Origin of the sequence: Altererythrobacter sp. CAU 1644, assembly GCF_029623755.1 — a bacterium.
GTDB classification, from domain to species: domain Bacteria; phylum Pseudomonadota; class Alphaproteobacteria; order Sphingomonadales; family Sphingomonadaceae; genus Erythrobacter; species Erythrobacter arenosus.
This window is the reverse complement of the sequence record NZ_CP121106.1, coordinates 2,444,870-2,466,279: the sequence shown is the minus strand read 5'-3', so window position 1 is coordinate 2,466,279 and position 21,410 is coordinate 2,444,870. Positions and strand designations below refer to the sequence as shown.

Genomic DNA, 21,410 nt, shown 5'->3' with positions numbered 1-21,410 from the left:
CGCGATCAGTCGCAGCAGAGCGCGGGGGAAGAAAGCATGAAGGTCGTTCGCACAATCGTCTGGATCCTGATCCTGGTCGTCCTGCTGGCGTTTTCGGCGCTGAACTGGAAACCGGTCGAAGTGACGTTGTGGAGCGATCTCGTACTCGAAACCAAGGTGCCGGCGCTGGTGATCGTGGCTTTCCTGCTCGGCCTCATCCCGATGTGGCTAGTCCATCGCGGGGTCAAGTGGCAGCAGGGCCGGCGGATCCAGTCGCTTGAGAATGCAGTGAAATCCTCGGCTCTCGCGCGTCACGCACCCACGCCCACCGCGACTGCGGAGACCACCCCTGACCCTGCCCCCGCACCGGCCCCTGCCGCTACGGAGGCGAACGAAACCCCTACCAGCGATGAACCGCTGACACCTTCGAAGGACGCATGAGCAACCCAATCTTTCTGGCGCTGGACGTCCCGCAGATCGACGCGGGCAAGGCGCTGCTCCAAAAGGTCAAATCGCATATCGGCGGGGTCAAGCTGGGCCTCGAATTCTTCTGCGCGCATGGCCACCACGGCGTCCACGAAATCGCGCATGTCGGCCTGCCGATCTTCCTCGATCTGAAGCTGCACGACATTCCCAACACCGTAGCCGGTGCTATGCAGGCGATCCACGTCCTCGAACCGGCGATCGTGACGATCCACGCAGCCGGCGGTCGCGCGATGATGGAAGATGCCAAGGCTGCGGCTGCGGAAAATACCAAGGTCGTGGCAGTAACCATGCTCACCAGCCTCGACGAGCGCGACCTTGCTCGCACCGGCGTCAACGGCAGTGCGCACGACCAGGTCATGCGGCTCGCCGAACTGGCGCATGATGCCGGGCTCGACGGCATCGTCTGCTCGGGCCAGGAGGTGAAGGCGGTTCACAAGCAGTGGAAGGACGGGTTCTTCGTCGTTCCCGGCCTGCGCCCCGGCGGCAAGGCAACAGGGGACCAGAAGCGCGTCGTTACCCCGCGGCAGGCGCGCGATGACGGCGCCAGCGTGCTCGTCATCGGCCGACCGATCAGCCGCGCCGAAGATCCCGAAGCCGCCGCGCGCGCGATCGAGGCGACGCTGTAGGTCCGACAATGACGGTTCAAATCAAGATCTGCGGGCTTTCAACCCCCGAAGCGCTCGAAGCCGCCATCGAAGCGGGTGCGACGCATGTCGGCTTTGTCCATTTCGAGAAGAGCCCGCGCCATGTCAGCCTCGAGCAGGCCGCCGAACTGCGGTACATTGCCGGCGCGCGCGTCAAGACCGTGCTGCTGACCGCCAATGCCGACGTGCCGACGGTAAGCAAGGGCATTGAGCAAGTCAGGCCCGACATCCTCCAGTTTCATGGCAGCGAGACGCCGGAATGGATCGGGCTGATCCGCGAGAAGATCGGAATCGAGTGCTGGAAGGCGCTCGGCCTCAAGGATGCCGGCACGCTCGAACGCTGCGCGAAGTTCCACGGCAAGGTCGACCGCCTCCTGTTCGATGCCCCGGCGAAGGAGCTTCCCGGCGGCAATGGCGAGACCTTTCGCTGGGAACTGCTCGAAGGGCACGACCACCAGGTCGACTGGGGCCTCGCCGGGGGGCTCACTCCAGCGAACGTCGCCGACGCGATCCGCGCAACGGGCGCCCCGCTGGTCGATACGTCGTCAGGCGTGGAGAGCGCGCCGGGCGTCAAGGATGTGGACTTGATCCGCGCCTTCTGCAAAGCGGCTCTCTCAGCTTGAGAGACAAATGACCGACCAACCCAACTCATTCCGCAACATGCCCGATGAACGCGGGCATTTCGGCGATTACGGCGGCCGCTTCGTGGCCGAAACGCTGATGCCGCTCGTGCTCGATCTCGAGAAGGAATATCGCGCGGCGCAGGCCGATCCTTCGTTTCAGGCGCAGTTCGACGAATTGCTCGAACATTACGTCGGGCGCCCTTCCCCGCTCTATTTCGCCGAGCGGCTGACCGAGGCGCTGGACGGCGCGCAGGTCTGGTTCAAGCGCGACGAGCTCAACCACACCGGCGCGCACAAGATCAACAATTGCATCGGGCAGATCCTGCTCGCCATGCGCATGGGCAAGACCAAGATCATCGCCGAAACCGGCGCGGGCCAGCATGGGGTTGCCACGGCCACCGTTTGCGCCCGCTTCGGCCTGCCCTGCATCATCTTCATGGGCGCAACCGATGTCGAGCGGCAGGCACCCAATGTCTTCCGCATGAAGCTGCTCGGCGCCGAGGTCGTGCCGGTCAAGGCGGGCGCGGCGACGCTGAAGGACGCCATGAACGAAGCGCTGCGGCACTGGGTCGCCAACGTCCACGACACCTTCTACATCATCGGCACAGCGGCAGGCCCGCACCCCTATCCCGAGCTGGTGCGCGACTTCCAGAGCGTGATCGGCAAGGAAGCGCGGGCGCAGATGCTCAGCCGCACCGGCCGCCTGCCCGACCTGCTGGTGGCGGCGATCGGCGGCGGATCGAACGCGCTCGGCCTGTTCCACCCCTTCCTCGACGATCCCGACGTGAAGATGCTCGGAGTCGAGGCAGCCGGGTACGGCCTCGACGGAGACCAGCACGCGGCGTCGCTGCTCGGCGGCTTCCCCGGCATCCTCCACGGCAACAAGACCTATCTGCTGCAGGACGAGGACGGCCAGATCACCGAAGGCCACTCGATCAGCGCGGGGCTGGATTATCCCGGCATCGGGCCAGAGCACGCGTGGCTCAAGGACATGGGCCGCGTCGAATACACCGCCGTCACCGACGAGGAAGCGCTCGACGCGTTCCAGCTGCTCTGCCGGACCGAAGGCATCATCCCCGCGCTCGAGCCCAGCCACGCCATTGCAGCGGTGGCGAAGCGCGCCAAGGAAATGCCCGATGACAGCATCATCCTCGCGAACCTGTGCGGACGCGGTGACAAGGACATTTTCACCGTGGCTGAGAAGCTGGGAGTGGAGATTTGACCCGCAGGCGCAATCGCTCGCGGAAAAAGCGCAGGCCGGAGAAGGTCAGCGAGTCTCAGACGGTTACATTTCTTCGCTTGCAACTGCCATACCAGCCGCGACGTGGACTTTTTTGGCTAGTCTTCGGATTTCCAATCTTTTTAGGCGTTCGATTGGGTTTGTCTCTTGCGTCAGAAACGCAAACTGAGCTTAGTCATATCTTGATATGGGCTGGATTGATGACCGTCGCCTTCGCGATACTGGCAACCTTCACAAGACTATTGAAGTGACCCAGCTGTCCTACACTCCTACAACGATGCCATACGACACGCATGAAAACCGCCTCAAGCCATTGGAACTATGACGCAATCCCCGCCCAGATCGGCGAAGAGTTTTGGGCCCATAGGACTGTGTTCCATGTGTTCCATCCTGTAGGAATTCTTGCCTCGAAATGACCGAATCCAGCCGCCTCTCCAACGCCTTCGCCAAGCCGCACCCCGCACTCGTCTGCTTCATCACCGCGGGCGATGGCGACACTGCGGCCAATCTCGACGCGCTGGTCGCGGGCGGCGCCGATGTGATCGAACTGGGCATGCCTTTCACCGATCCGATGGCCGATGGCCCCGCAATCCAGGCAGCGAACCTGCGCTCGCTCGGCAAGGGCACGACGACGCGCGACGTCCTGATGATCGCCAACGAGTTTCGCGCCCGTCACGCCGACGTTCCGCTGGTGCTGATGGGTTATGCCAATCCGATGGTGCGTCGGGGTGCCGAATGGTTCGCCGGCGAATGCAAGGGTTGCGGAGTGGACGGCGTGATCTGCGTCGATATCCCGCCCGAAGAGGACGACGCGCTCGGCCCCGCGCTACGCGAAGCCGGGATCGACATGATCCGGCTTGCCACGCCCACCACCGACGCCGGGCGACTGCCGCAGGTGCTCGAAGGCTCCTCGGGCTTTGTCTACTACGTTTCGGTGGCCGGGATCACCGGGAAGCAGCAGGCCGCGATCGAATCAATCGATGCCAATGTCAGCCGCATCAAGCAATCGACCGCGCTTCCGGTCGCGGTGGGGTTCGGCGTCCGCACTCCGGAACAGGCTGCCGAAATCGCCAAGGTGGCCGACGGCGTCGTGGTCGGCTCTGCCTTGGTCGAGTTGGTTGGCGAGCATGGCATTGAGGCGCCCGCGAAGCTGCGCGAACTCACCTCCGCGCTTGCCGAAGCGGTGCATTCTGCGGCAAAGGCCCCCGCGAAAGGTATTGGCGCATGAACTGGTTTACCCGCGTCCGCAATTCGATCGGCTGGCTGCCCAAGCGCAGCACCGAGAAGGACCTCTGGATCAAGTGCCCCTCGTGTCACGAGATGCTGTTTCAGAAGGAATATGCGGACAATCTTTCGGTCTGCCCGCGCTGCGAACACCACGGGCGCATCGGCGCCGACGAACGGCTGGCGTTGCTGCTCGACGAAGGTTTCGACGTCCTTGAACAGCCCGAGGTCACTGAAGACCCGCTCAAGTTCAAGGACACCAAGAAATACACCGACCGCCTTAAGCAGGCGCGCGCCAAGAATCCGCATGCCGATGCCTTCAGTGTCGGATCGGGCACCATCGACGGGCATCCGGCGGTCGTGGGCGTACAGGACTTCGGCTTCATGGGCGGATCGATGGGCATGGCGGTCGGGACGGCCTTCTGCGCCGGCGCAGAGCGCGCCCTGACCCGCAAGTGCGCCTATATCGTCTGCACGGCAGCCGGCGGTGCGCGGATGCAGGAAGGCATTCTCAGCCTGATGCAGATGCCCAAAGCGACGGTGATGACCCGGCGGCTGAAGGAAGCAGGCCTGCCCTATATCGTCGTCCTGACCGATCCGACCACGGGCGGCGTCACCGCCAGCTATGCCATGCTGGGCGACGTCCATATCGCCGAACCGGGCTGCCTGATCGGCTTTGCCGGTCAGCGCGTGATCCAGGACACGATCCGCGAGAAACTGCCCGAGGGGTTCCAGCGCGCCGAATATCTGCACAAGCACGGCATGGTAGACATGGTGGTGCACCGCAAGGACCTGAAGGCGCAGCTCGCCACGCTGCTCGGCTACCTCCAGCCCGCCAAGGCTGCCTGACCCGCGCATGAAAGACTTCGGACGCTCGGACGATCCGCGCGTCCAGGCGCAGCTCGACCGGCTGGCCGCGCTGAGCCTGCCGCAGGGGCGGCTCGGGCTGGAAACGATGCGCGCGCTGATGGAGCGGCTCGGCAATCCGCACCGCTCGCTGCCGCCGGTGTTCCATGTTGCGGGGACCAACGGCAAGGGATCGACCTGCGCTTTCCTGCGCGCCATGCTCGAGGCGGAGGGGTATCGGGTCCACGTCACCACCAGCCCGCATCTCGTGCGCTACAACGAACGGATCCGGATCGCGGGCGAGCTGATTTCTGACGAAGCGCTGGCGGAATTGCTCGAGGAGGTACTCGACGCCGGAAGCGACCTCGCGCCGAGCTTCTTCGAAGTCACGGTCGCCGCAGCATTCCTCGCATTCTCGCGCACACCTGCCGACGCCTGCGTGGTCGAGGTCGGGCTCGGCGGCCGCTTCGATGCGACCAATGTGCTCGAAGCGGAGGCGCTTGCCGCTTGCGGCATCGCCTCGCTCGGCATCGATCATGAGCGCTTCCTGCTGGTGCCGGAGGACGGCGTGCCGCAAGAACCGATCGCCCGCATCGCCTTCGAGAAGGCGGGGATCGCGAAACCGGGTGTGCCGCTGGTGACGCTCGACTATGCGACGGCACCGTCCAAGGCGGTGATCGATCAGGCGATGACCGCGGGCGCGCGCCCTGCGCTGCGCGGCCTCGACTGGCATTCAGCCGCCGACGAGGGCGGACTGCACTATTCGGATCGTCACGGATCCCTCAACCTGCCTCAGCCGGGGATGCCAGGGCCGCACCAGCCGATAAACGCCGCGCTGGCGGTTGCCATGCTCCGCCACCAGCAGCTGGTAAGCGTATCGCCAGAATCGATGGCGAGCGGTCTTGGCTCGGCCAGCTGGCCTGCACGGCTGCACCGCCTCGAACAGGGACCATTGACGGGGGCGCGCGAGGTCTGGCTCGATGGCGGTCATAATCCCAACGCGGCAGCGATGCTCGCCGCCCATTTCCAAGGCCAGAAGTTGCACCTCGTCATCGGCATGATCGAAGGCAAGGACCCGCAAGGTTTCGTCGAGACACTGGGCGCGATCCCGCTCAGCACAACTGTCGTGCCGGTGCCGACCCATGAGTGGTTCGGGGCCGACGCGTTTTGTCCGGTAGCGACATTTGCTGATGACGTTCCCGCCGCCCTCGATGCATTGCCCGACGACGGCGTACCCGTACTGATCGCCGGTTCGCTCTACCTCGCAGGCGAGGTACTGCGGCTCAATGACGAGCTGCCAGACTGAGCTATTCGGCCGGGACGGTTCCGGCTTCGGGTGCCACGATCCCAGCCCGCTTGCCGAGGCGCGCCTGCCGCATCCATTCTATAATGCAGAGCACCACGGCGAACATGCCGATCAGCGTCGTGAGGATGAAGACGTCGAAATAGCCTTGCTCCTCGATCATCTGGCCAAGCGCGCCACGACCGAGGGTCCCGACCAGCAGCGTGAGCGACGACAGCAGGGCGTATTGAACCGCGCTATAGCCCTTGGACACGATGCTCGAGAGATAGGCCACGAACGCTGCGCCCGCCACGCCAACGGCAATGTTCTCGCCCGCGATCGCCATCATCAGCTTCGACAGGCGCTCGTCTCCGCCAAGTTGCACCACCAGCCAGGTGAAGCCGGTGTTGTCGGCGACCGTCTGCATCACCGCTCCGCCCCGCGCCAGATCGGCATAAAGCAGGTTGGTCACGGCAGCGAAGAAAGCGCCCAGCGTTAGCGTCAGCATCCGGCCGATGGCTGTGAGCAGATAGCCGCCCAATGCCAGGCCGATCAGCAGCGCGCCGACCCCAAAGAACTTGGAAGCGACCGCGACCTCGTCCTTGGTGTACTGCAACTCGCCGAGGTAGAAGGGATAGGCAAAGCTGCCCCAGATGGCGTCGGTAATGCGATAGGTGAGCACCAGCGCGATTACGATCACCATCGCCCAGCCGAGCCGCCCGATGAGGTCGGTCAGCGGCAGGACAAGCGCGCGATAGAGGTGATCCATCGCCCTGTCGGCGCTGCTTTGCGCTGGCACCGGCTCGGCCAGCAGATTGGTGCCCTTGCTTTCCTGCCGCACCAGCCACGCTGCAATCAGCGACGGAACGACCACCGTTGCGATCACCACAAGCGGGCCCATGGTCGAGATGAATTCGACCGAATCCGGCCGTGCTTCCGGGTTGCTGGAGAGCGAGCGAACCATGAAAATTCCGACGGTGAGCAAGGCCCAGCCCCACAAGAGGCCAACCGCGCCCAGCGCATAGGCTCGCAGGCGCGGTTCGATCTGGCCTGCCTTGCGCAGACCGTAGGGGTCAGCCCTGTCCTCGTCCGACAGCGCGGCTTGCGCGCTGGCATCCGCATCGGGGGCCCACAGTCCGAGGAAGCCAACCACCAGCATCAACGCGCCCATCGAGAGATAGACCGTTGGCCAGTCGGTCCGCTCCGCCAGGAACAGTGCGAGGGCGCCGCCCACCAGCGCCGCTATGCGATAGCCCATCTGGTAGACGGTCGAGAGCAGGTCGATCGTCGCGACCTCGTCCGCGACGTCGACACGCCAGGCGTCGATCACCACGTCCTGCGTTGCGCTGGCGAAGGCCGCAAGCCCCGCCAACAGGCTGAAAATGCCGATAGTCTCGTTGCTTGGGGCGATGAAGCTGAGCGAGGTCAACGCAGCGCCGATCAGCAATTGCGCGGTGACGATCCACTGTTTGCGCTTGCCGAGCCTGCGCAATCCCGGGATGTCGATGCGGTCGAGCGCCGGAGACCAGAGAAACTTGAAGGCATAGGCCAGGCCGATGAGCGAGAACACGCCCATCGTTTCGAGATCGATCTCGCCGCTGTCGGACAACCAGGCATAGAGCGTCCCCAGGACCAGCGCGTAGGGCAGACCCGCGGCAAATCCGAACAGGAGCATGTAGCCGGTCTTGCGGTTGGTCAGCGCCAACCCGAGCGCCCGCCAGGTGGATTTCCTCTTCTCAGCAGCGACCTCGGCCATTCCCTAGCGTCCTTCCCGAATTCCCGAATTTCTGCGACACTACGCAGCCTGTGAGGAAATAGGAACGCTGCAATGAACGGCGCCGATACGAAATCACCAAGTTTGCGGCCGACACCCGGCCAACTGGCTCTGGCCGAGAATATCGCGCGGGGCGAATCGCGCAGCAGCAGCGAAATCGCCTATGTGCCGACCTCGGTTTATACCGATCCGGAGCATTTCCAGCGCGAGAAAGCCGCGCTGTTCGACCGCATGCCACAGGTCCTGTGCGCCTCGGCATTGCTCCCGGAACCCGGCATGGCAGTACCGCACGACGCAACCGGCCGTCCGCTCCTGATTACGCGCGATGCCGAGGGCCAGGTCCATGTCTTCCTCAACGTGTGCCAGCACCGCGGGACACGGCTGGTCGAAGGAGACGAGGTGCAATGCACCAAGCGTCTCGTCTGCCCCTATCACGCCTGGACCTATCGGCTCGATGGGGAGCTGCTCGCCCTGCCCCGGCCCGACACTTTCCCCGGCATGGACAAGGCGGATTACGGCCTCGTCGAATTGCCAAGCCGTGAAGCGGGCGGGCTGATCTGGTTCTCGCCGGTTGCCGACGCCGATTTCGCCCACGCCGATACACTGGGCGAGGATTTCACCGCCTTCGGCATGGCCGAGAGTTACATGTTCCGGCGCAAGCTTCACACGGTGAAGGGCAATTGGAAGCTGATCATGGATGCTTTCCTCGAAAGCTATCACGTGCTCCGCTTGCATGCGAAGACCATTGCCCCGTACTTCAAGGACGGAATCACCAGCGGCGACCAGATCGGGCCGCACCAACGCGCTGCGGTGGGTCGGCTCGAAGAAATGGAGGGCGTCAACCTGCAGGACATGGCGCAACTGCGCCGGGTGGTGACATTCGCCTATCAGCTGCTGCCTGCGACGATAATCGTGCCCAGTCCGGACTACGTAAACGTGATGGTGCTGATGCCGCAGGCGCACGATCTGACCTTGGTCGAGGATTTCATGCTGATCCCCGAGAAGCCAGCAACCGACAAGGCGCGCGACCACTGGGAGCGTAGCTGGGCGCTACTCGACGGCGGTGTGTTTGCCAGCGAGGATTTCCGCGCCGCCGAACTGGGCCAACAGGGACTCGAGACCGGCGCAATCGATCGGCTGACGATCGGAACGCTGGAAGGCGGCATCTCGCGCTTCAACGAAATCGTCGAAGAGGCGTTGCGCAGTGTGAATTGAGGGCCTACTCGCTAGGCAATGCCGAATACCCCCCAACCAAATGACGAGCGCCCCGAAGGCGAACGCATTGCCAAGCTTCTGGCACGTGCGGGGGTCGCGAGCCGCCGCGAAGTTGAACGAATGATCGGCGACGGCCGCGTCGCAATCGACGGGATGATTCTCGAAACGCCTGCGACGATTCTCAAGGACCTGAAAGGGGTTACGGTTGACGGCAAGCCGGTCGCCAAGCCCGAGCCGACCCGCCTGTTCGCATTCAACAAGCCGACCGGATTGATCACGGCCGAGAGCGATCCGAAGGGGCGCGCGACGATCTACACCGCCCTTCGCAATGCCCTGCCGCGAAACGCGCCAAGGTTGATGCCGGTCGGCAGGCTCGACCTCAATACCGAAGGCCTGCTGCTCCTCACCAACGATGGCGAGCTTAAGCGCCAGATGGAGCTGCCATCATCCGGGATCCCGCGCACCTATCGCGCCCGCACCTTTGGCGACATTACCCAGGAAGCTCTTGAGGAGCTGATCGACGGGATCACCATTGACGGTGTTCATTACGGCTCGATCGATGCCAATCTCGAGCGGCGCACCGGGCGCAACCAGTGGATCGAGATGACGATCACCGAAGGCAAGAATCGCGAGATCCGCCGCGTGCTGGAACATCTCGGCCTCCAGGTCAGCCGCCTGATCCGCACGGCCTATGGCCCGTTCGAACTGGGCGAACTGCCGCGCGGTCGGGTCGAGGAAATCCGGAAACACGATATCGGTCGGTTCCGCAGCCAGCTGAAGAAGCACAGCTTTCCGTGAGGATCATCGCCGGCGAATGGCGCGGCCGCAAGCTTGTCGCGCCCAAGGGTGAGGCGACGCGCCCGACCGCGGACCGGACCCGCGAGACGCTGTTCTCCATGCTCACCAGCCGCCTCGGTACATTCGAGGGGCTCAGCGTCGCGGACCTGTTCGCGGGATCGGGGGCGCTGGGGCTCGAAGCACTGTCGCGAGGGGCCGACAACTGCCTGTTCGTCGAGCAGGAGCGCGATGCTCTGGAGGCAATCCGCGCCAATGTCGCGACGCTAAACGCGCGGTCACGCAGCACCGTCAACGCGGGCTCGGTCATGGCGCTCGGCCCGGCCAAGGCGCCGCACGATTTGGTGCTGCTGGATCCTCCCTATGGCACCGGCGCGGGATCGGTGGCGCTGGACCGACTACTCAGGCTGGGCTGGATCGGCCCGGCCACTTGGATGGCGCTGGAGACCGCCGCTGACGAGACGGTCGATGTCAAAGGGCTGGATGTCGTCGCTGACCGTCGTGTCGGAAAGGCCAAGCTGACTCTCCTGCGGCTGGCGGCCTAGGCCAGACTCGGCGCCACCAGGACCATTACCACTCCGACGAAAAGCGCGACCGTATATCTGTGCATGAGGTTCCTCCCTCGATGTGCAGCCCGGTGCGCGACGAACGCTCGGCGGCCCCTTCCCCAAGGAACGACCCGAAAGTTGGACGGATTTTTCCTTTTAGTGAAGGGAGTTAGTCGAGCAGAGTCGCGCACCAGCCACTGCCGAACGAGACATGTGTAGAAAACGCGATGAAGTGCTCACACCCGCGGACTCGGAAAAAGGCGGCCGCGCCATGGCACGACCGCCCCTTCCCACCGTTCGCCCGAGCGGCTCGAGCGCGACGAAACTCGTCGATCAGTTCCTCGGCTGCTCGGCCGGAAGCGGTTCGTCAATCTGGCTCGCAGGCTTGCCCGGCCAGTAGCTCAGCGGGCGATTGCCCCATTTCAGGCCGGCTTCACGCGGATTGATGCAGCTGTCTTGGTTGTCACCCATACACACAGCATAGGTCTGGCCATCCTTGCTCACCTTGGTGGCTTGGCCCTTGGCGTTCGTTTCGACCACCTCAAAGCCTTCCTTGGTCATGTGATGCTCGGCGAGCGCCGGGCTAGCGGAGGCGAAAGCGACGGACACGGCGCCTACTGCAATCAAATTCTTCATGGGTTTGAAACTCCTGAGTGTTTCCCGTTATCGCACCCAACGGGCCAGCCCACTGCTAGGTTCCGAAATCGGATTTTCTCCGAGGAAGGAGCTTGCGGGAACAGGCCGCGTTCTCTACCTGTTCGCAAACATCCGAAATGACCCGAGAAACCCTCCCCCAACGGCGAGACGACGCCCAGATCCCGGCCTATGCTGCGCGCCTGAATCCGCCGCAGCGTGAGGCCGTGCTGACGACCGAGGGACCCGTGCTGATGCTTGCCGGGGCAGGAACGGGCAAGACTGCGGCGCTGACATCGCGGCTTGCCCATCTCGTCGCAACCGGCCGCGCCTGGCCGAGCCAGATCCTGTGCGTGACCTTCACCAACAGGGCTGCGCGCGAAATGCGCGAACGCGTTGCCGGACATCTCGGCGAGGCAGTCGAAGGGATGCCCTGGCTCGGCACCTTTCACTCGATCTGCGCGAAGATGCTGCGACGCCATGCCGAACTGGTCGGCCTCGAAAGCAATTACACGATTATCGACACGGACGATCAGTTGCGGCTGCTCAAACAGTTGATCAATGACAACGACCTCGATGAGAAGCGCTGGCCCGCGCGCCAGCTCGCCGCGCTGATCGATCGCTGGAAGAACCGCGGGCTCAATCCCGAAGATCTCGATGCGGTCGAGAACGAGAGCTATGCCAATGGTCGCGGGCAGCAGTTCTACAAGCTTTATCAGGAGCGGCTGAAGGCGCTCAATGCCTGTGATTTCGGCGATCTGCTGCTCCACATGCTCAACATCTTCCGCCGCGAACGCGATGTGCTCGAGAAATACCAGCGCCAGTTCCGCTACATTCTCGTTGACGAATACCAGGACACCAATGCGGTCCAGTATCTGTGGCTCCGGCTGCTCGCGCAGGATCACAAGAACATCTGTGTCGTCGGGGACGACGATCAGTCGATCTATTCATGGCGCGGGGCGGAGGTCGCCAACATCCTGCGTTTCGAGAAGGATTTTCCCGGCGCCAAGGTGGTCAAGCTGGAGCAAAATTATCGCTCGACGCTGCATATATTGGGCGCCGCGTCCGGCCTTATCCGCGCAAATAGCGAACGCCACGACAAGACGCTGTGGACCGAGCATGACCACGGCGAAAAGGTACGTGTCGTTGGCGTGTGGGACGCGCCGGAGGAAGCGCGCCGCGTCGGGGAGGAGATCGAACGGCTTGAGCGCGAAGGCGCAAGTCTCGACCAGGTAGCGATCCTCGTGCGTGCACAATACCAGACGCGTGAGTTCGAAGACCGCTTCATCCAGATCGGCATCAATTACCGCATCATCGGGGGTTTTCGTTTCTACGAACGCGCCGAAATTCGCGATGCGTTGGCCTATCTGCGGGTGATCGCCCAACCTCAGGACGATCTCGCCTTTGAGCGCATCTACAACCAGCCCAAGCGCGGGCTCGGCGCCAAGACGCTCGAGAAGATGCACCAGCATGCCCGCCGCACCGGCATGCCGCTCGCCGCCGCTTCACTGCAACTGGCCGACAGCGACGAACTGCCGGCTCGCGCCGCCAACACCATCGGCGGGCTGCTTCGCCAGTTCCTGCACTGGCGCGAACAGTCTGATCAGGTCACTCCCGCCGACCTGCTTCGCATCGTACTCGAGGAATCGGGCTACAGCACGATGCTCGAGAATGAGAAAACCGCCGAAGCCAAAGGGCGCCTCGAGAACCTGTCCGAACTTGCCCGCGCGATGGAGGAATACGAGACTCTCGGCGATTTCCTCGAGCATGTCAGCCTGGTCATGGACAATGATGCAGCCGACGACGGCGAGAAGGTCACCATCATGACGATGCATGCCGCAAAAGGGCTGGAATTCGATCATGTCTTTCTCCCCGGTTGGGAGGAAGGCGTGTTTCCTTCGCAGCGGGCTATCGATGAAGGGGGATTGGCCAGCCTCGAAGAGGAACGAAGACTCGCCTATGTCGCGATCACCCGCGCTCGCCGTCGCTGTTCTATATTCCATGCTGCCAACCGTCGCATCTACGGCCAATGGACCAGCAGCATTCCGTCGCGCTTTATCGAAGAACTCCCTGACGAACATATCGATCAGGAAACGACCCTCACCGGCGGCGCATCGCTCTGGCGCGCGAACTGGACCGAGCAGGAAGACCCTTTCGCCCATGTCTCGCAAGCGCGGCCCGAACGCAGCACTGCTCGCGGGCCAGGCTGGCAGCGCGCGCTCGCGACGGGCTATGAGACAAGGCCGGCGCGGGTGCAGGAGAACAAGCGCTCTGCTGCAAGTTTCGCGGCCAAGCCCCGCACCGACATCGCCATCGGTGCACGCGTGTTCCATGAGAAGTTCGGCTACGGCACTGTGACAAACCAGGAAGGGAACAAGCTCGAGATCGATTTCGAGCATTCCGGCACCAAGCGGGTGATCGACAGCTTCGTGAAACTGGCGGATTGATTCCGCGCCAGGACGTTCTCGACACGGCCATTGCACCAGCCGACTGGCTGCCGCATGGTTTCAGCGATCGCCTGCCGATCGAACGGGTGGAGAGCACAATGGCGGACCTCGAAACATCGTCGCAAGCGATTGGCGATTTCGTGACTATAGTGCGCAGGGGACGCATCGCCGAGGTTACCTTCGACCGCGGCGACCAGCTAAACGCGCTGTCCATGCAACTCATGAGAGAGTTGAAAGCCGCCGCCGAGGAACTGTCGGGTGACACACACTGCTCAGCGGTTGTCCTGGCTGGTGCGGCGGTCTTTACCGCTGGGGCCGATTTGCGGGATAGCGAGTTAAGCGAGCGAGACTCCATGACCCTGCTTGAACAGCGGGCGGCAGTTCGGCTTGGCCCGGATCTGTGCGACGCTTGGGCGAAGCTGGAGCAGATTTCGATCGCCGCTGTAGAGGGGTTTTGCATCGGGGGCGGTCTCGCTCTCGCAGCGGCCTGCGATCACCGAATTGCAGCTTCCGACGCACATTTCAGGCTGCCTGAGATACCTCTGGGTATGAACATGAGTTGGCGTTCGATCCCCCGCCTCGTGGCCTTGATTGGCCCATCGCGGGCAAAGGAACTGGTCATCCTTGGCCAGAAGGTCGACTCTGACAAGGCATTGAACTGGGGCCTGATCGATCAAATCGCCGAACCATCCCATGCCCTCGAAGCGGCCCGCCAAATGGCCGAGACCTATGCTGAGCTTCCCCCGCTGGTAGCGCGTATGGCCAAGGAAGCAATCGACGTCGCGGCCCACCCGCTGGGGCACGCTACAAGCTTCATGGATCGCGACCAATTTCTGCTCGCCCGCCAGTCGAATGACCACGAAGAGGCTGTCAGATCGTTCCTTGAAAAACGCGACGCCCAGTACCGCGGCGACTAGCCGGTACGGCCAGGCTCAAACGCCGACCTTCAGCCCAGCGGGCTTCGGCTAAGGGGCGGACTGTGGCATGTTCTTGGCTGGACCAGGATGCGGACTATGGTAGCAAGGATACAGACACGAGGTGATGGATGATCAGCGGCAAGCTCATCGTGGTACGCGGTACCGCCAACCAGTCCGAAGACTGGGGTGAGTACGAATTTCTCGCGCTCCCCTCTCCGGCTGACCGGGTGATGGTCCAACGAGAGGGCGCCGAGAACTACGCCACGGTATTGGCCGTCCACCATTACCCGCGACAAGCAGGCAGCAGCGATGACAGCACGATCGAGATAGTCGCGAAGTGGACCGGTTCGGGGCCGCGGATCAGATAGGACAGCTACCGCTGTCGGGCGCTATCCGACACTACGCGCCGATTATCCGACGCCGACATCCAGGAATCCGGGACGCGGACCGTTCCATTCGCCTGCGGGCACTGGTGCGTCTTCTTCATCCCGATTCGCGCGTCGCGGCTGCTTGGGTTCCTCGCGGACTTCCTTCTCGCGGCGTGGCTTTTTGGGGCGCTCCTTGCGCACGCGATCTTCCTGATTTTCGTCGCGGGTTTCCTCCCGCGCAGGCCGTTCTTCACGCGTCGGCTTTTCGACGAGGTCGACCCGCACATCCGCCTTCCCGAAGACCGGGATCTGCGACTTGGTCAGCTTCTCGACATTGGCGATGGCCTCTGCGTCCTCTTCGGCAACGAAGGTGAACGCACGACCCTTGGCCCCAGCGCGGCCGGTGCGGCCAATACGGTGTACGTAATCATCGGGGTGCCACGGCGTATCGAAATTGAAGACGTGGCTTACGCCCTTGATGTCCAGACCGCGGGCGGCGACATCCGAAGCGACGAGAATATTGATCTCGCCCGCCTTGAACCGCTCCAACTCGCGAATGCGGCTGGTCTGGTCCATGTCGCCATGAATTTCGCCGCTCGAGAAACCGTGGCGCTGGAGGCTCTTGTTGAGCTCGCGTACGGTCGTCTTGCGGTTGGCAAAAATGATCGCGGTCTCTACGTGATCATGCTGCAGCAACCAGCGTAGCGTTTCGCGCTTGGCGCGCGATTTCACATTGATCTTGAACGCGGTGATATCGGCGTTGGTCGAAGCAGCCCGGCTGACTTCGATGCGCTTGGGATTGTTCAGGAATTTCTTGGCGAGTTTCTCGATCGGCGGCGGCATGGTCGCGCTGAACAGCATGGTCTGGCGCGTTTCCGGCAGCTTCGAGCAAATGAACTCGATATCGGGGATGAACCCCATGTCGAGCATGCGGTCCGCTTCGTCGATCACGAGGAGTTCGCAACCGTTGAGCAGGATCTTGCCGCGCTCGAACAAGTCCATAAGGCGGCCCGGTGTGGCGATCAGGACGTCGACCCCCTCGTCGAGCGCCTTGAGCTGGTCGCCCATCTGCACTCCGCCAATGAGCAATGCCATCTTGAGGTCGTGATTGACGCCGTACTTCTCGAAGTTCTCCGCGACTTGCGCGGCCAGTTCGCGGGTCGGTTCGAGGATGAGCGATCGCGGCATCAGCGCGCGTCGCCGCCCAGCAGCCATGATATCGATCATGGGCAGGACGAAGCTCGCCGTCTTGCCCGTACCGGTCTGCGCGATGCCGATGATGTCCTTCATCATCAGGACGGGTGGAATCGCTTCCGCCTGAATGGCGGTCGGCTGGGTGTAGCCTGCGGCTTCGACCGCTTTCAGCAAGTCATCGGAAAGGCCGAGATCGGCAAAACTCATAAGTATCAAGATGTCCGGATGGCAGGGCCATATGGCCCAGTCTTACAGGCTGGCATGGAAGAGCCTTGCCAGGTTGCCGCGCCCTTCGCTGAAAAGGGCGCGAAAGTCAAGAATTCGGGACCGATCGGTTACTCGGAAACCGCGACCAGCTGTCGCATGCGCGCCAATTCGCAATTGGCGCCGGAGCGGGATTGCAGTTTGTCCCGGTCGACGCAGAGCATTCCGTCCTTGTTCTGCTCGACATAAAAACCCGAATAGAAATCGCGCGCGCGGCACGACTTTTCGAGGTTGGCGCTGACTACGCGGCGGTCGCGGAGATAGAGCAGCAGGCGGTTGCCGCTACCGGTCTGAACGCCTGCAACGTTGGCGACAGGGACACATTTTTCCATCTTGCGCTCCTCGAACCGCGTCGTCGGCGCACTCGCTGGAAGTTCCGCCATCAGGCTTTGCCGGGCGGCAGATTGCCGCGGCGAAATTCGCACAATGACCCTTTGCTCGATCCGCACCTGGCTCTGAACCGGTACCGAATAAGGTGCATCGAAACCCAGAGGGAACGAGGCCGCGGAATAATCGTCCGCTACCAGCTTTTCCTGGGGATCGAGAGCGGCCTCCCCTGCCTCGTCGCGCTCAGGCACAGGTTCGCCAGGCGCCGCGAGCGGCAGCAAGAGCGCAACAGGTGCAAGAAAGGCGAAGATATTGGGCATGAGCCTCGCTGGTTGTCCGTCCCCGTTTCCCCGAATTTGCCCAATTCCTCGGGCGGCTTCATGCCCAATAGCACGCAGGGTTGAATGCTGGCTTAATTGCTTGATCGTGTTTCGCAAGTGCTGGCGAGGCCGTGCGCGCTGTGTCATAGCGCCGCTCGATGTCAGATGCCGCAAACTTCATTGCCGCAGCAAGCGCCCTCTTGGGGGCGCGTGGCTTTACCACGGATCCCGAAATGATGGAGCCGTGGCTGACCGATTGGCGTGGACGATTCAGTGGCTCGGCCATTGGTATAGCTTCGCCCGCTTCGACGGCGGAAGTGGCTGAATTTGCCAAACTTTGCGCACATTACACCGTACCGATCGTACCCCAGGGAGGGAACAGCGGCATGTCTGGCGGAGCAACGCCGGACCAAAGCGGCGCAAGCGTACTCCTCTCGCTCCGCCGAATGGACGCGATCAGGTCGCTTGATCCCTCCGCCAAGGAAGTCGTGTGCGAGGCTGGCGTAATCCTGCAGAACCTGCACGAGGCCGCCGAGCAGCATGACCTGCGCTTTCCCCTGACACTGGGCGGAAAAGGCTCCGCTACGATCGGCGGACTGATTTCGACCAATGCGGGCGGCACACAGGTCCTGCGTCACGGGACCATGCGCGCGCAGGTGCTGGGGATCGAGGCCGTCATGCCCGACGGCGGAATCTACAATGGATTGACCGCGCTCAAGAAGGACAACCGCGGTTTCGACCTCAAGCAGCTGCTTATCGGATCGGAGGGCACAATTGGTATCGTCACCGCGGCGAACCTGCGCCTGGTCGGTGCGATCGGCGAGCGTGTGGTAGCTTGGGTCGGGCTCGACTCAATTTCGGCGGCGCGCCAACTCCTGCTGCGTTTTGAGAAGGGAATGTCCGATGCGCTCGAGGGCTTTGAGGTCGTTCCGGAACATTGTCTCGACAGCGTTCTCGCACACTTGCCCGATGCCCGGGCACCTCTCGCCCAGAAATACAGCTGGAATGCGCTGATCGAGTGCGTGACCGGCGAATCCGACGCGACCGAATTACGCGAAGCGGTCGAGGCCGAACTCGTTGCTGCGATGGAAGCCGGTCTGATACGGGACGCGGTGATCGCAACTAACGAGAGCCAGGCGGAACAGTTCTGGCTGCTGCGCGACTCAATCGCGCCAGCCGAACGCGCGATCGGCCCCGCCATGCAGCACGACGTTTCGGTCCCCGTGGATCGGATGCCCAGATTCGTCGATTATGCCATTCCGGCGGTCGAGGAAGCCTATCCCGGCGTTACCGGTGTCGCCTTCGGTCATCTTGGCGATGGGAATGTGCATTTCCATGTTCTGGCTCCAACGGGCGCCACGCCGGGTCAATGGGAGCTGGAAGAAGGCAAGAAAATCAGCGCCTTCGTCCATGACCTTGTCACGGAATTTGGCGGGTCGATCAGCGCTGAACATGGCATCGGTCAGCTCAAGCGCGACGAATTGGGCCGATTGGGCGATCCAGTCGCCTTGTCGATCATGCGCCGTGTGAAGGCTGCCCTCGACCCTCATGATCTCCTCAACCCGGGAAAACTGGTGCCGCTTGCGCCCGATGGCACAAAGTCTTAAAGCACCCGGCGTCCGGCCTCCTGGGTGACCAGGCAGGCCGTTTTTAAAGCCCATTCCTGACGAATCTTCGGAGAGACTTCATGGCGAGCGCGCCGCAGCCCCAATTGCCCCTTTTCTACAAGGACCTGATGCCCCTCAACAGCCGCGACCACGCCGGCTGGAAGAGCAAGGCTTTCGACGACATCGAGTTTTTTGCATCGACCCATGCGATCCCCCTGACCGTCGACGAGTTTGTCGATGCCCAGCGGAACTATCCGATCGTCTTCACGGCAAACGACAATCCGCTGCCGATCGCACTGTTTGGCCTCAATGAAGGCGTCAACACCTTCATCAAGGAAGACGGAAAGTTGGAAGACAACGTCTACCTGCCGGCTTACGTCCGCCGCTATCCCTTCATCCTCGCCCGCCTCAACCAAGAATCCGAAGACCTTTCGCTGTGCTTCGATCCTAGCGCAGGTGTAGTCGGCGAGTTCGACCAGGGGAACGACCTGTTCACTGGCGAAGGTCAGGCCAGCGAGTTCACCAACAGTATCCTCGAGTTCTGCCGCCGCTTCGAGGAATCGGGTCACCGGACCCGCAACCTCATTGAGCAGTTGGTCAAGCACGACCTGCTGATGGACGGCGAGATCGCTATCACCCGTAACGACAATCCCGACCGTCCCTTCGTCTATCGCGGGTTCAAGATGGTCGACGAGCAGAAGTTGCGCGACCTCCCAACCGAGGTTCTTGAAGAGATGAGCAAGAACGGCATGTTGATGATCATCCATGCACACCTGTTCTCGCTTAACCTGATGCGGATTATTTTTGCCCGCCAATCGGCGCAGGGCAAGGTTCCGGAGCCGGTCATGGCAGAACCGACGACCTGATCGATTTACGACGAAACGTTGCATTGCTGAGAGGGCCGGGGTCTTGAATGGACCCTGGCCCTTTCCTATTTCTAGGACGTCCGGATCGCGCCTCCCTCATGTCGCATCCGGGCTGCACCGAAAGGTGCAATCCTCCCTGAACCTTGGCCACCTCGTGCACTTGCACGAGGTGGTTTTTTTATGATGACGGCGTCGCTACTCGGCCGCCTGGGCAATCAGTCCCGCTTCGCCGAGACGCGCTGTTGCATCGCCAAGATGGCGCACCAGTCGAACCAGTAACTCCACCAGCGATTCAAACGAGTCGCCCGGCTCGGCAAGCTGCGCATCGAGATAGGCTGACCGGCAGACTTCGAGCTGAACAGCGTGGAGGCCGCGCGACGGCAGCGCATGCCGATCGAGCACGAAACCTCCGGAATAGGGGCGATTGTGCGATACCCCCTGCCCCTCGGCCTGGAGAAACGCCACCGCACGCTCGGCGATCGACCCATGGCAAGAGGCGCCAAACCGGTCGCCGATCACGAATTGCACCGGCACCCCGTGCTCGTTGCGCCGCTTGAGCGGAGGCATCGAATGGAGGTCGAGCAGGAGGGCCGCACCCCAGATATCGCGAACTCCTTCCAACACCCGCCCCAGCGCAGCGTGGTAGGGACGGTGGATCTGCTCGACCCGCTTATCGAGTTCCTGCCGGGTCATGTGCGCTTTCCAAATCTCGCCGTAACCCGGCAGTCGCCGCGGCACGAGGCCGAGGCCGCTGCGCGCCCGGCGATTGGCGTGCGAGTGGCGCGGCATGAGCGGCGTGCCACCTCGGATCATGTCCCAATCGACATCATCCTGCGCTCGGTTCAGGTCGAGCATGGCGCGCGGAGCGTGGGCAATGAGCAGACCTGCTCCGGTCTGCCGCGCGATCCCCGCGGCTAGCGAGTCGACATGGCGGTCTTCGAGCCGGATCGTCGCGTATTCCGGCTTTCTCATCGCGGCAAGCAGCGACTCAGGGTAATCCCGGCCGCCGTGCGGAGCGGAAATCAGCACCGGCAGACGCTGATGAGAAGGCAGTTCGAGCGTGAATGCGGGTAGTTCGCTGCCCGCGATATTACCGCCGTGTTCGATCCGCGAATCGGCGCCCATGCCCTTCGTTGAAGCCATGACGCCATTGCTGCCCGGTTGGTCCCTCTGTGTCAAAGCTGGGCAGCCCCAAATCAGAATGCTTTTTTAAGGCATTGGGCGTTATGCAACTCGTATGAAGGCCCCCGATTCCATCCGAATCCTCCTGGCGGAGGACGATGAAGCCATGCGCACCTATCTCGCCCGCGCTCTTGAGAGCGCCGGATACGAGGTCATCAGCGTAGGGAGTGGCACCGAGGCGGTACCCTATCTCGAGAACGAGCATTTCGACCTCCTGCTATCGGATATCGTGATGCCGGAAATGGACGGGATCGAGCTTGCCCAGCGTTGCGGGGAAGTAAGCCCGCGGACCAAGGTCATGTTCATCACCGGCTTTGCCGCCGTGTCGCTGCGAGCCAGCCGCGAACAGCCGCAGGCCAAGGTCCTGTCGAAGCCGTTTCACCTCCGCGATCTCGTGCTGGAGGTGGAGCGGATCTTTGCCGATCGCGCCGAAGCGAGCCTATAGAATAAATCGCACCGAATCGCTTGCACCACGTGCCAGGCTTGGTTATGGGGCGCCTCCGCCGCCAACAGCGGCTGTCCGATGGTCCGGGCGTATAGCTCAGTGGTAGAGCACTATGTTGACATCGTAGGGGTCGGAAGTTCAATCCTTCCTACGCCCACCATTGGAACCGAGAACGCAAAAGGCA

21 protein-coding genes and 1 tRNA gene are annotated in these 21,410 nt (G+C 62.6%); 17 read left to right on the top strand and 5 right to left on the bottom strand.

Annotation, left to right across the window (positions count from 1 at the left end; translation table 11 throughout):
• The first annotated feature begins 36 nt into the window (after window positions 1-36).
• The 7 genes from P7228_RS12235 to P7228_RS12205 all read left to right on the top strand — a co-directional run bounded on the left by P7228_RS12235 (window position 37) and on the right by P7228_RS12205 (window position 6,348).
• Window positions 37-420: a hypothetical protein gene (locus P7228_RS12235; RefSeq protein ID WP_278015521.1), complete on the top strand. Its 384-nt coding sequence runs from the start codon at window positions 37-39 to the stop codon at window positions 418-420.
• Window positions 417-1,091 carry an orotidine-5'-phosphate decarboxylase gene (pyrF, locus tag P7228_RS12230; protein ID WP_278015520.1) on the top strand — a complete coding sequence of 225 codons (675 nt, stop codon included), beginning with the start codon at window positions 417-419 and terminating at the stop codon, window positions 1,089-1,091. Before P7228_RS12235 ends, pyrF begins: the two co-directional genes overlap by 4 nt.
• 8 nt (window positions 1,092-1,099) lie before the next feature.
• Window positions 1,100-1,732, top strand: a complete 633-nt coding sequence (locus P7228_RS12225; protein WP_278015519.1) for a phosphoribosylanthranilate isomerase — start codon at window positions 1,100-1,102, stop codon at window positions 1,730-1,732.
• Between the two features lie 7 nt (window positions 1,733-1,739).
• Entirely contained in the window at window positions 1,740-2,954 is a 1,215-nt protein-coding gene (gene trpB / locus P7228_RS12220) for a tryptophan synthase subunit beta (RefSeq protein WP_278015518.1), read from the top strand.
• A 430-nt stretch (window positions 2,955-3,384) separates the two neighbouring features.
• On the top strand, window positions 3,385-4,200 hold the full coding sequence (gene trpA, locus P7228_RS12215) for a tryptophan synthase subunit alpha (RefSeq protein WP_278015517.1): 816 nt from the start codon (window positions 3,385-3,387) through the stop codon (window positions 4,198-4,200).
• Window positions 4,197-5,045 (top strand): acetyl-CoA carboxylase, carboxyltransferase subunit beta, encoded by an 849-nt coding sequence (accD, locus tag P7228_RS12210; RefSeq protein WP_278015516.1) that lies wholly within the window; start codon window positions 4,197-4,199, stop codon window positions 5,043-5,045. The genes trpA and accD overlap by 4 nt, the downstream gene beginning before the upstream one ends.
• Window positions 5,046-5,052: 7 nt before the next feature.
• Window positions 5,053-6,348: a bifunctional folylpolyglutamate synthase/dihydrofolate synthase gene (locus tag P7228_RS12205; RefSeq protein WP_278015515.1), complete on the top strand. Its 1,296-nt coding sequence runs from the start codon at window positions 5,053-5,055 to the stop codon at window positions 6,346-6,348.
• A gap of 1 nt (window position 6,349) precedes the next feature.
• Here P7228_RS12205 and P7228_RS12200 read toward each other — a convergent pair whose 3' ends face one another.
• Complete coding sequence (locus P7228_RS12200) at window positions 6,350-8,080, bottom strand: AmpG family muropeptide MFS transporter (RefSeq protein ID WP_278015514.1); 1,731 nt, start codon at window positions 8,078-8,080, stop codon at window positions 6,350-6,352.
• 72 nt (window positions 8,081-8,152) lie between these two features.
• Here P7228_RS12200 and P7228_RS12195 point away from each other — a divergent pair, with 72 nt between their 5' ends.
• The 3 genes from P7228_RS12195 to rsmD are packed head-to-tail and all read left to right on the top strand — an operon-like array spanning window position 8,153 to window position 10,653.
• Window positions 8,153-9,313, top strand: coding sequence for an aromatic ring-hydroxylating oxygenase subunit alpha (locus P7228_RS12195; protein WP_278015513.1), 1,161 nt, complete (start codon window positions 8,153-8,155; stop codon window positions 9,311-9,313).
• Window positions 9,314-9,331: 18 nt separating this feature from the next.
• A complete protein-coding gene (locus P7228_RS12190; RefSeq protein ID WP_278015512.1) occupies window positions 9,332-10,111 on the top strand; it encodes a pseudouridine synthase in 780 nt (259 codons plus the stop codon).
• Window positions 10,108-10,653, top strand: a complete 546-nt coding sequence (gene rsmD / locus P7228_RS12185; protein ID WP_278015511.1) for a 16S rRNA (guanine(966)-N(2))-methyltransferase RsmD — start codon at window positions 10,108-10,110, stop codon at window positions 10,651-10,653. Before P7228_RS12190 ends, rsmD begins: the two co-directional genes overlap by 4 nt.
• A gap of 336 nt (window positions 10,654-10,989) precedes the next feature.
• On the opposite strand, the gene P7228_RS12180 is transcribed toward rsmD, so the two are convergent.
• Entirely contained in the window at window positions 10,990-11,292 is a 303-nt protein-coding gene (locus P7228_RS12180) for a hypothetical protein (RefSeq protein ID WP_278015510.1), read from the bottom strand.
• 137 nt (window positions 11,293-11,429) lie between these two features.
• Between P7228_RS12180 and P7228_RS12175 the strand changes: the two genes are divergently transcribed.
• From P7228_RS12175 to P7228_RS12165, 3 genes are all read left to right on the top strand, one after another.
• The gene (locus P7228_RS12175) at window positions 11,430-13,736 is read left to right on the top strand and encodes an ATP-dependent helicase (protein ID WP_278015509.1); all 2,307 of its coding nucleotides are present in this window, start codon (window positions 11,430-11,432) and stop codon (window positions 13,734-13,736) included.
• Entirely contained in the window at window positions 13,733-14,653 is a 921-nt protein-coding gene (locus P7228_RS12170) for an enoyl-CoA hydratase/isomerase family protein (protein WP_278015508.1), read from the top strand. Before P7228_RS12175 ends, P7228_RS12170 begins: the two co-directional genes overlap by 4 nt.
• A 128-nt stretch (window positions 14,654-14,781) precedes the next feature.
• The gene (locus P7228_RS12165) at window positions 14,782-15,021 is read left to right on the top strand and encodes a hypothetical protein (protein ID WP_278015507.1); all 240 of its coding nucleotides are present in this window, start codon (window positions 14,782-14,784) and stop codon (window positions 15,019-15,021) included.
• A 42-nt stretch (window positions 15,022-15,063) separates the two neighbouring features.
• Here the strand turns inward: P7228_RS12165 and P7228_RS12160 are convergent, their stop codons facing one another.
• Together P7228_RS12160 and P7228_RS12155 are read right to left on the bottom strand one after the other, a co-directional pair.
• Window positions 15,064-16,422, bottom strand: coding sequence for a DEAD/DEAH box helicase (locus tag P7228_RS12160; protein ID WP_278015506.1), 1,359 nt, complete (start codon window positions 16,420-16,422; stop codon window positions 15,064-15,066).
• Window positions 16,423-16,550: 128 nt separating this feature from the next.
• A complete protein-coding gene (locus tag P7228_RS12155; RefSeq protein ID WP_278015505.1) occupies window positions 16,551-17,126 on the bottom strand; it encodes a hypothetical protein in 576 nt (191 codons plus the stop codon).
• A 158-nt stretch (window positions 17,127-17,284) separates the two neighbouring features.
• Here P7228_RS12155 and P7228_RS12150 point away from each other — a divergent pair, with 158 nt between their 5' ends.
• Window positions 17,285-18,733 carry an FAD-binding oxidoreductase gene (locus P7228_RS12150; protein WP_278015504.1) on the top strand — a complete coding sequence of 483 codons (1,449 nt, stop codon included), beginning with the start codon at window positions 17,285-17,287 and terminating at the stop codon, window positions 18,731-18,733.
• Window positions 18,734-18,813: 80 nt separating this feature from the next.
• Window positions 18,814-19,599, top strand: a complete 786-nt coding sequence (locus P7228_RS12145; protein ID WP_278015503.1) for a SapC family protein — start codon at window positions 18,814-18,816, stop codon at window positions 19,597-19,599.
• 195 nt (window positions 19,600-19,794) lie between these two features.
• Here the strand turns inward: P7228_RS12145 and P7228_RS12140 are convergent, their stop codons facing one another.
• On the bottom strand, window positions 19,795-20,742 hold the full coding sequence (locus tag P7228_RS12140) for an N-formylglutamate amidohydrolase (protein WP_278015502.1): 948 nt from the start codon (window positions 20,740-20,742) through the stop codon (window positions 19,795-19,797).
• Between the two features lie 94 nt (window positions 20,743-20,836).
• Between P7228_RS12140 and cpdR the strand changes: the two genes are divergently transcribed.
• Both cpdR and P7228_RS12130 read left to right on the top strand, forming a co-directional pair.
• A complete protein-coding gene (cpdR, locus tag P7228_RS12135; protein ID WP_278015501.1) occupies window positions 20,837-21,226 on the top strand; it encodes a cell cycle two-component system response regulator CpdR in 390 nt (129 codons plus the stop codon).
• An 85-nt stretch (window positions 21,227-21,311) separates the two neighbouring features.
• Window positions 21,312-21,386 (top strand) — tRNA-Val (locus P7228_RS12130).
• Window positions 21,387-21,410: the final 24 nt, after the last annotated feature.

Coding starts and splice junctions, on each gene's coding strand:
- P7228_RS12190 (WP_278015512.1), top strand. CDS start 9,332: ATGCCGAATACCCCCCAACCAAATGACGAGCGCCCCGAAGGCGAACGC.
- P7228_RS12145 (WP_278015503.1), top strand. CDS start 18,814: ATGGCGAGCGCGCCGCAGCCCCAATTGCCCCTTTTCTACAAGGACCTG.
- P7228_RS12225 (WP_278015519.1), top strand. CDS start 1,100: ATGACGGTTCAAATCAAGATCTGCGGGCTTTCAACCCCCGAAGCGCTC.
- P7228_RS12140 (WP_278015502.1), bottom strand. CDS start 20,742: ATGGCTTCAACGAAGGGCATGGGCGCCGATTCGCGGATCGAACACGGC.
- P7228_RS12180 (WP_278015510.1), bottom strand. CDS start 11,292: ATGAAGAATTTGATTGCAGTAGGCGCCGTGTCCGTCGCTTTCGCCTCC.
- P7228_RS12160 (WP_278015506.1), bottom strand. CDS start 16,422: ATGAGTTTTGCCGATCTCGGCCTTTCCGATGACTTGCTGAAAGCGGTC.
- P7228_RS12155 (WP_278015505.1), bottom strand. CDS start 17,126: ATGCCCAATATCTTCGCCTTTCTTGCACCTGTTGCGCTCTTGCTGCCG.
- pyrF (WP_278015520.1), top strand. CDS start 417: ATGAGCAACCCAATCTTTCTGGCGCTGGACGTCCCGCAGATCGACGCG.
- P7228_RS12175 (WP_278015509.1), top strand. CDS start 11,430: ATGACCCGAGAAACCCTCCCCCAACGGCGAGACGACGCCCAGATCCCG.
- P7228_RS12205 (WP_278015515.1), top strand. CDS start 5,053: ATGAAAGACTTCGGACGCTCGGACGATCCGCGCGTCCAGGCGCAGCTC.
- accD (WP_278015516.1), top strand. CDS start 4,197: ATGAACTGGTTTACCCGCGTCCGCAATTCGATCGGCTGGCTGCCCAAG.
- P7228_RS12150 (WP_278015504.1), top strand. CDS start 17,285: ATGTCAGATGCCGCAAACTTCATTGCCGCAGCAAGCGCCCTCTTGGGG.
- trpA (WP_278015517.1), top strand. CDS start 3,385: ATGACCGAATCCAGCCGCCTCTCCAACGCCTTCGCCAAGCCGCACCCC.
- P7228_RS12165 (WP_278015507.1), top strand. CDS start 14,782: ATGATCAGCGGCAAGCTCATCGTGGTACGCGGTACCGCCAACCAGTCC.
- cpdR (WP_278015501.1), top strand. CDS start 20,837: ATGAAGGCCCCCGATTCCATCCGAATCCTCCTGGCGGAGGACGATGAA.
- P7228_RS12195 (WP_278015513.1), top strand. CDS start 8,153: ATGAACGGCGCCGATACGAAATCACCAAGTTTGCGGCCGACACCCGGC.
- P7228_RS12235 (WP_278015521.1), top strand. CDS start 37: ATGAAGGTCGTTCGCACAATCGTCTGGATCCTGATCCTGGTCGTCCTG.
- trpB (WP_278015518.1), top strand. CDS start 1,740: ATGACCGACCAACCCAACTCATTCCGCAACATGCCCGATGAACGCGGG.
- P7228_RS12200 (WP_278015514.1), bottom strand. CDS start 8,080: ATGGCCGAGGTCGCTGCTGAGAAGAGGAAATCCACCTGGCGGGCGCTC.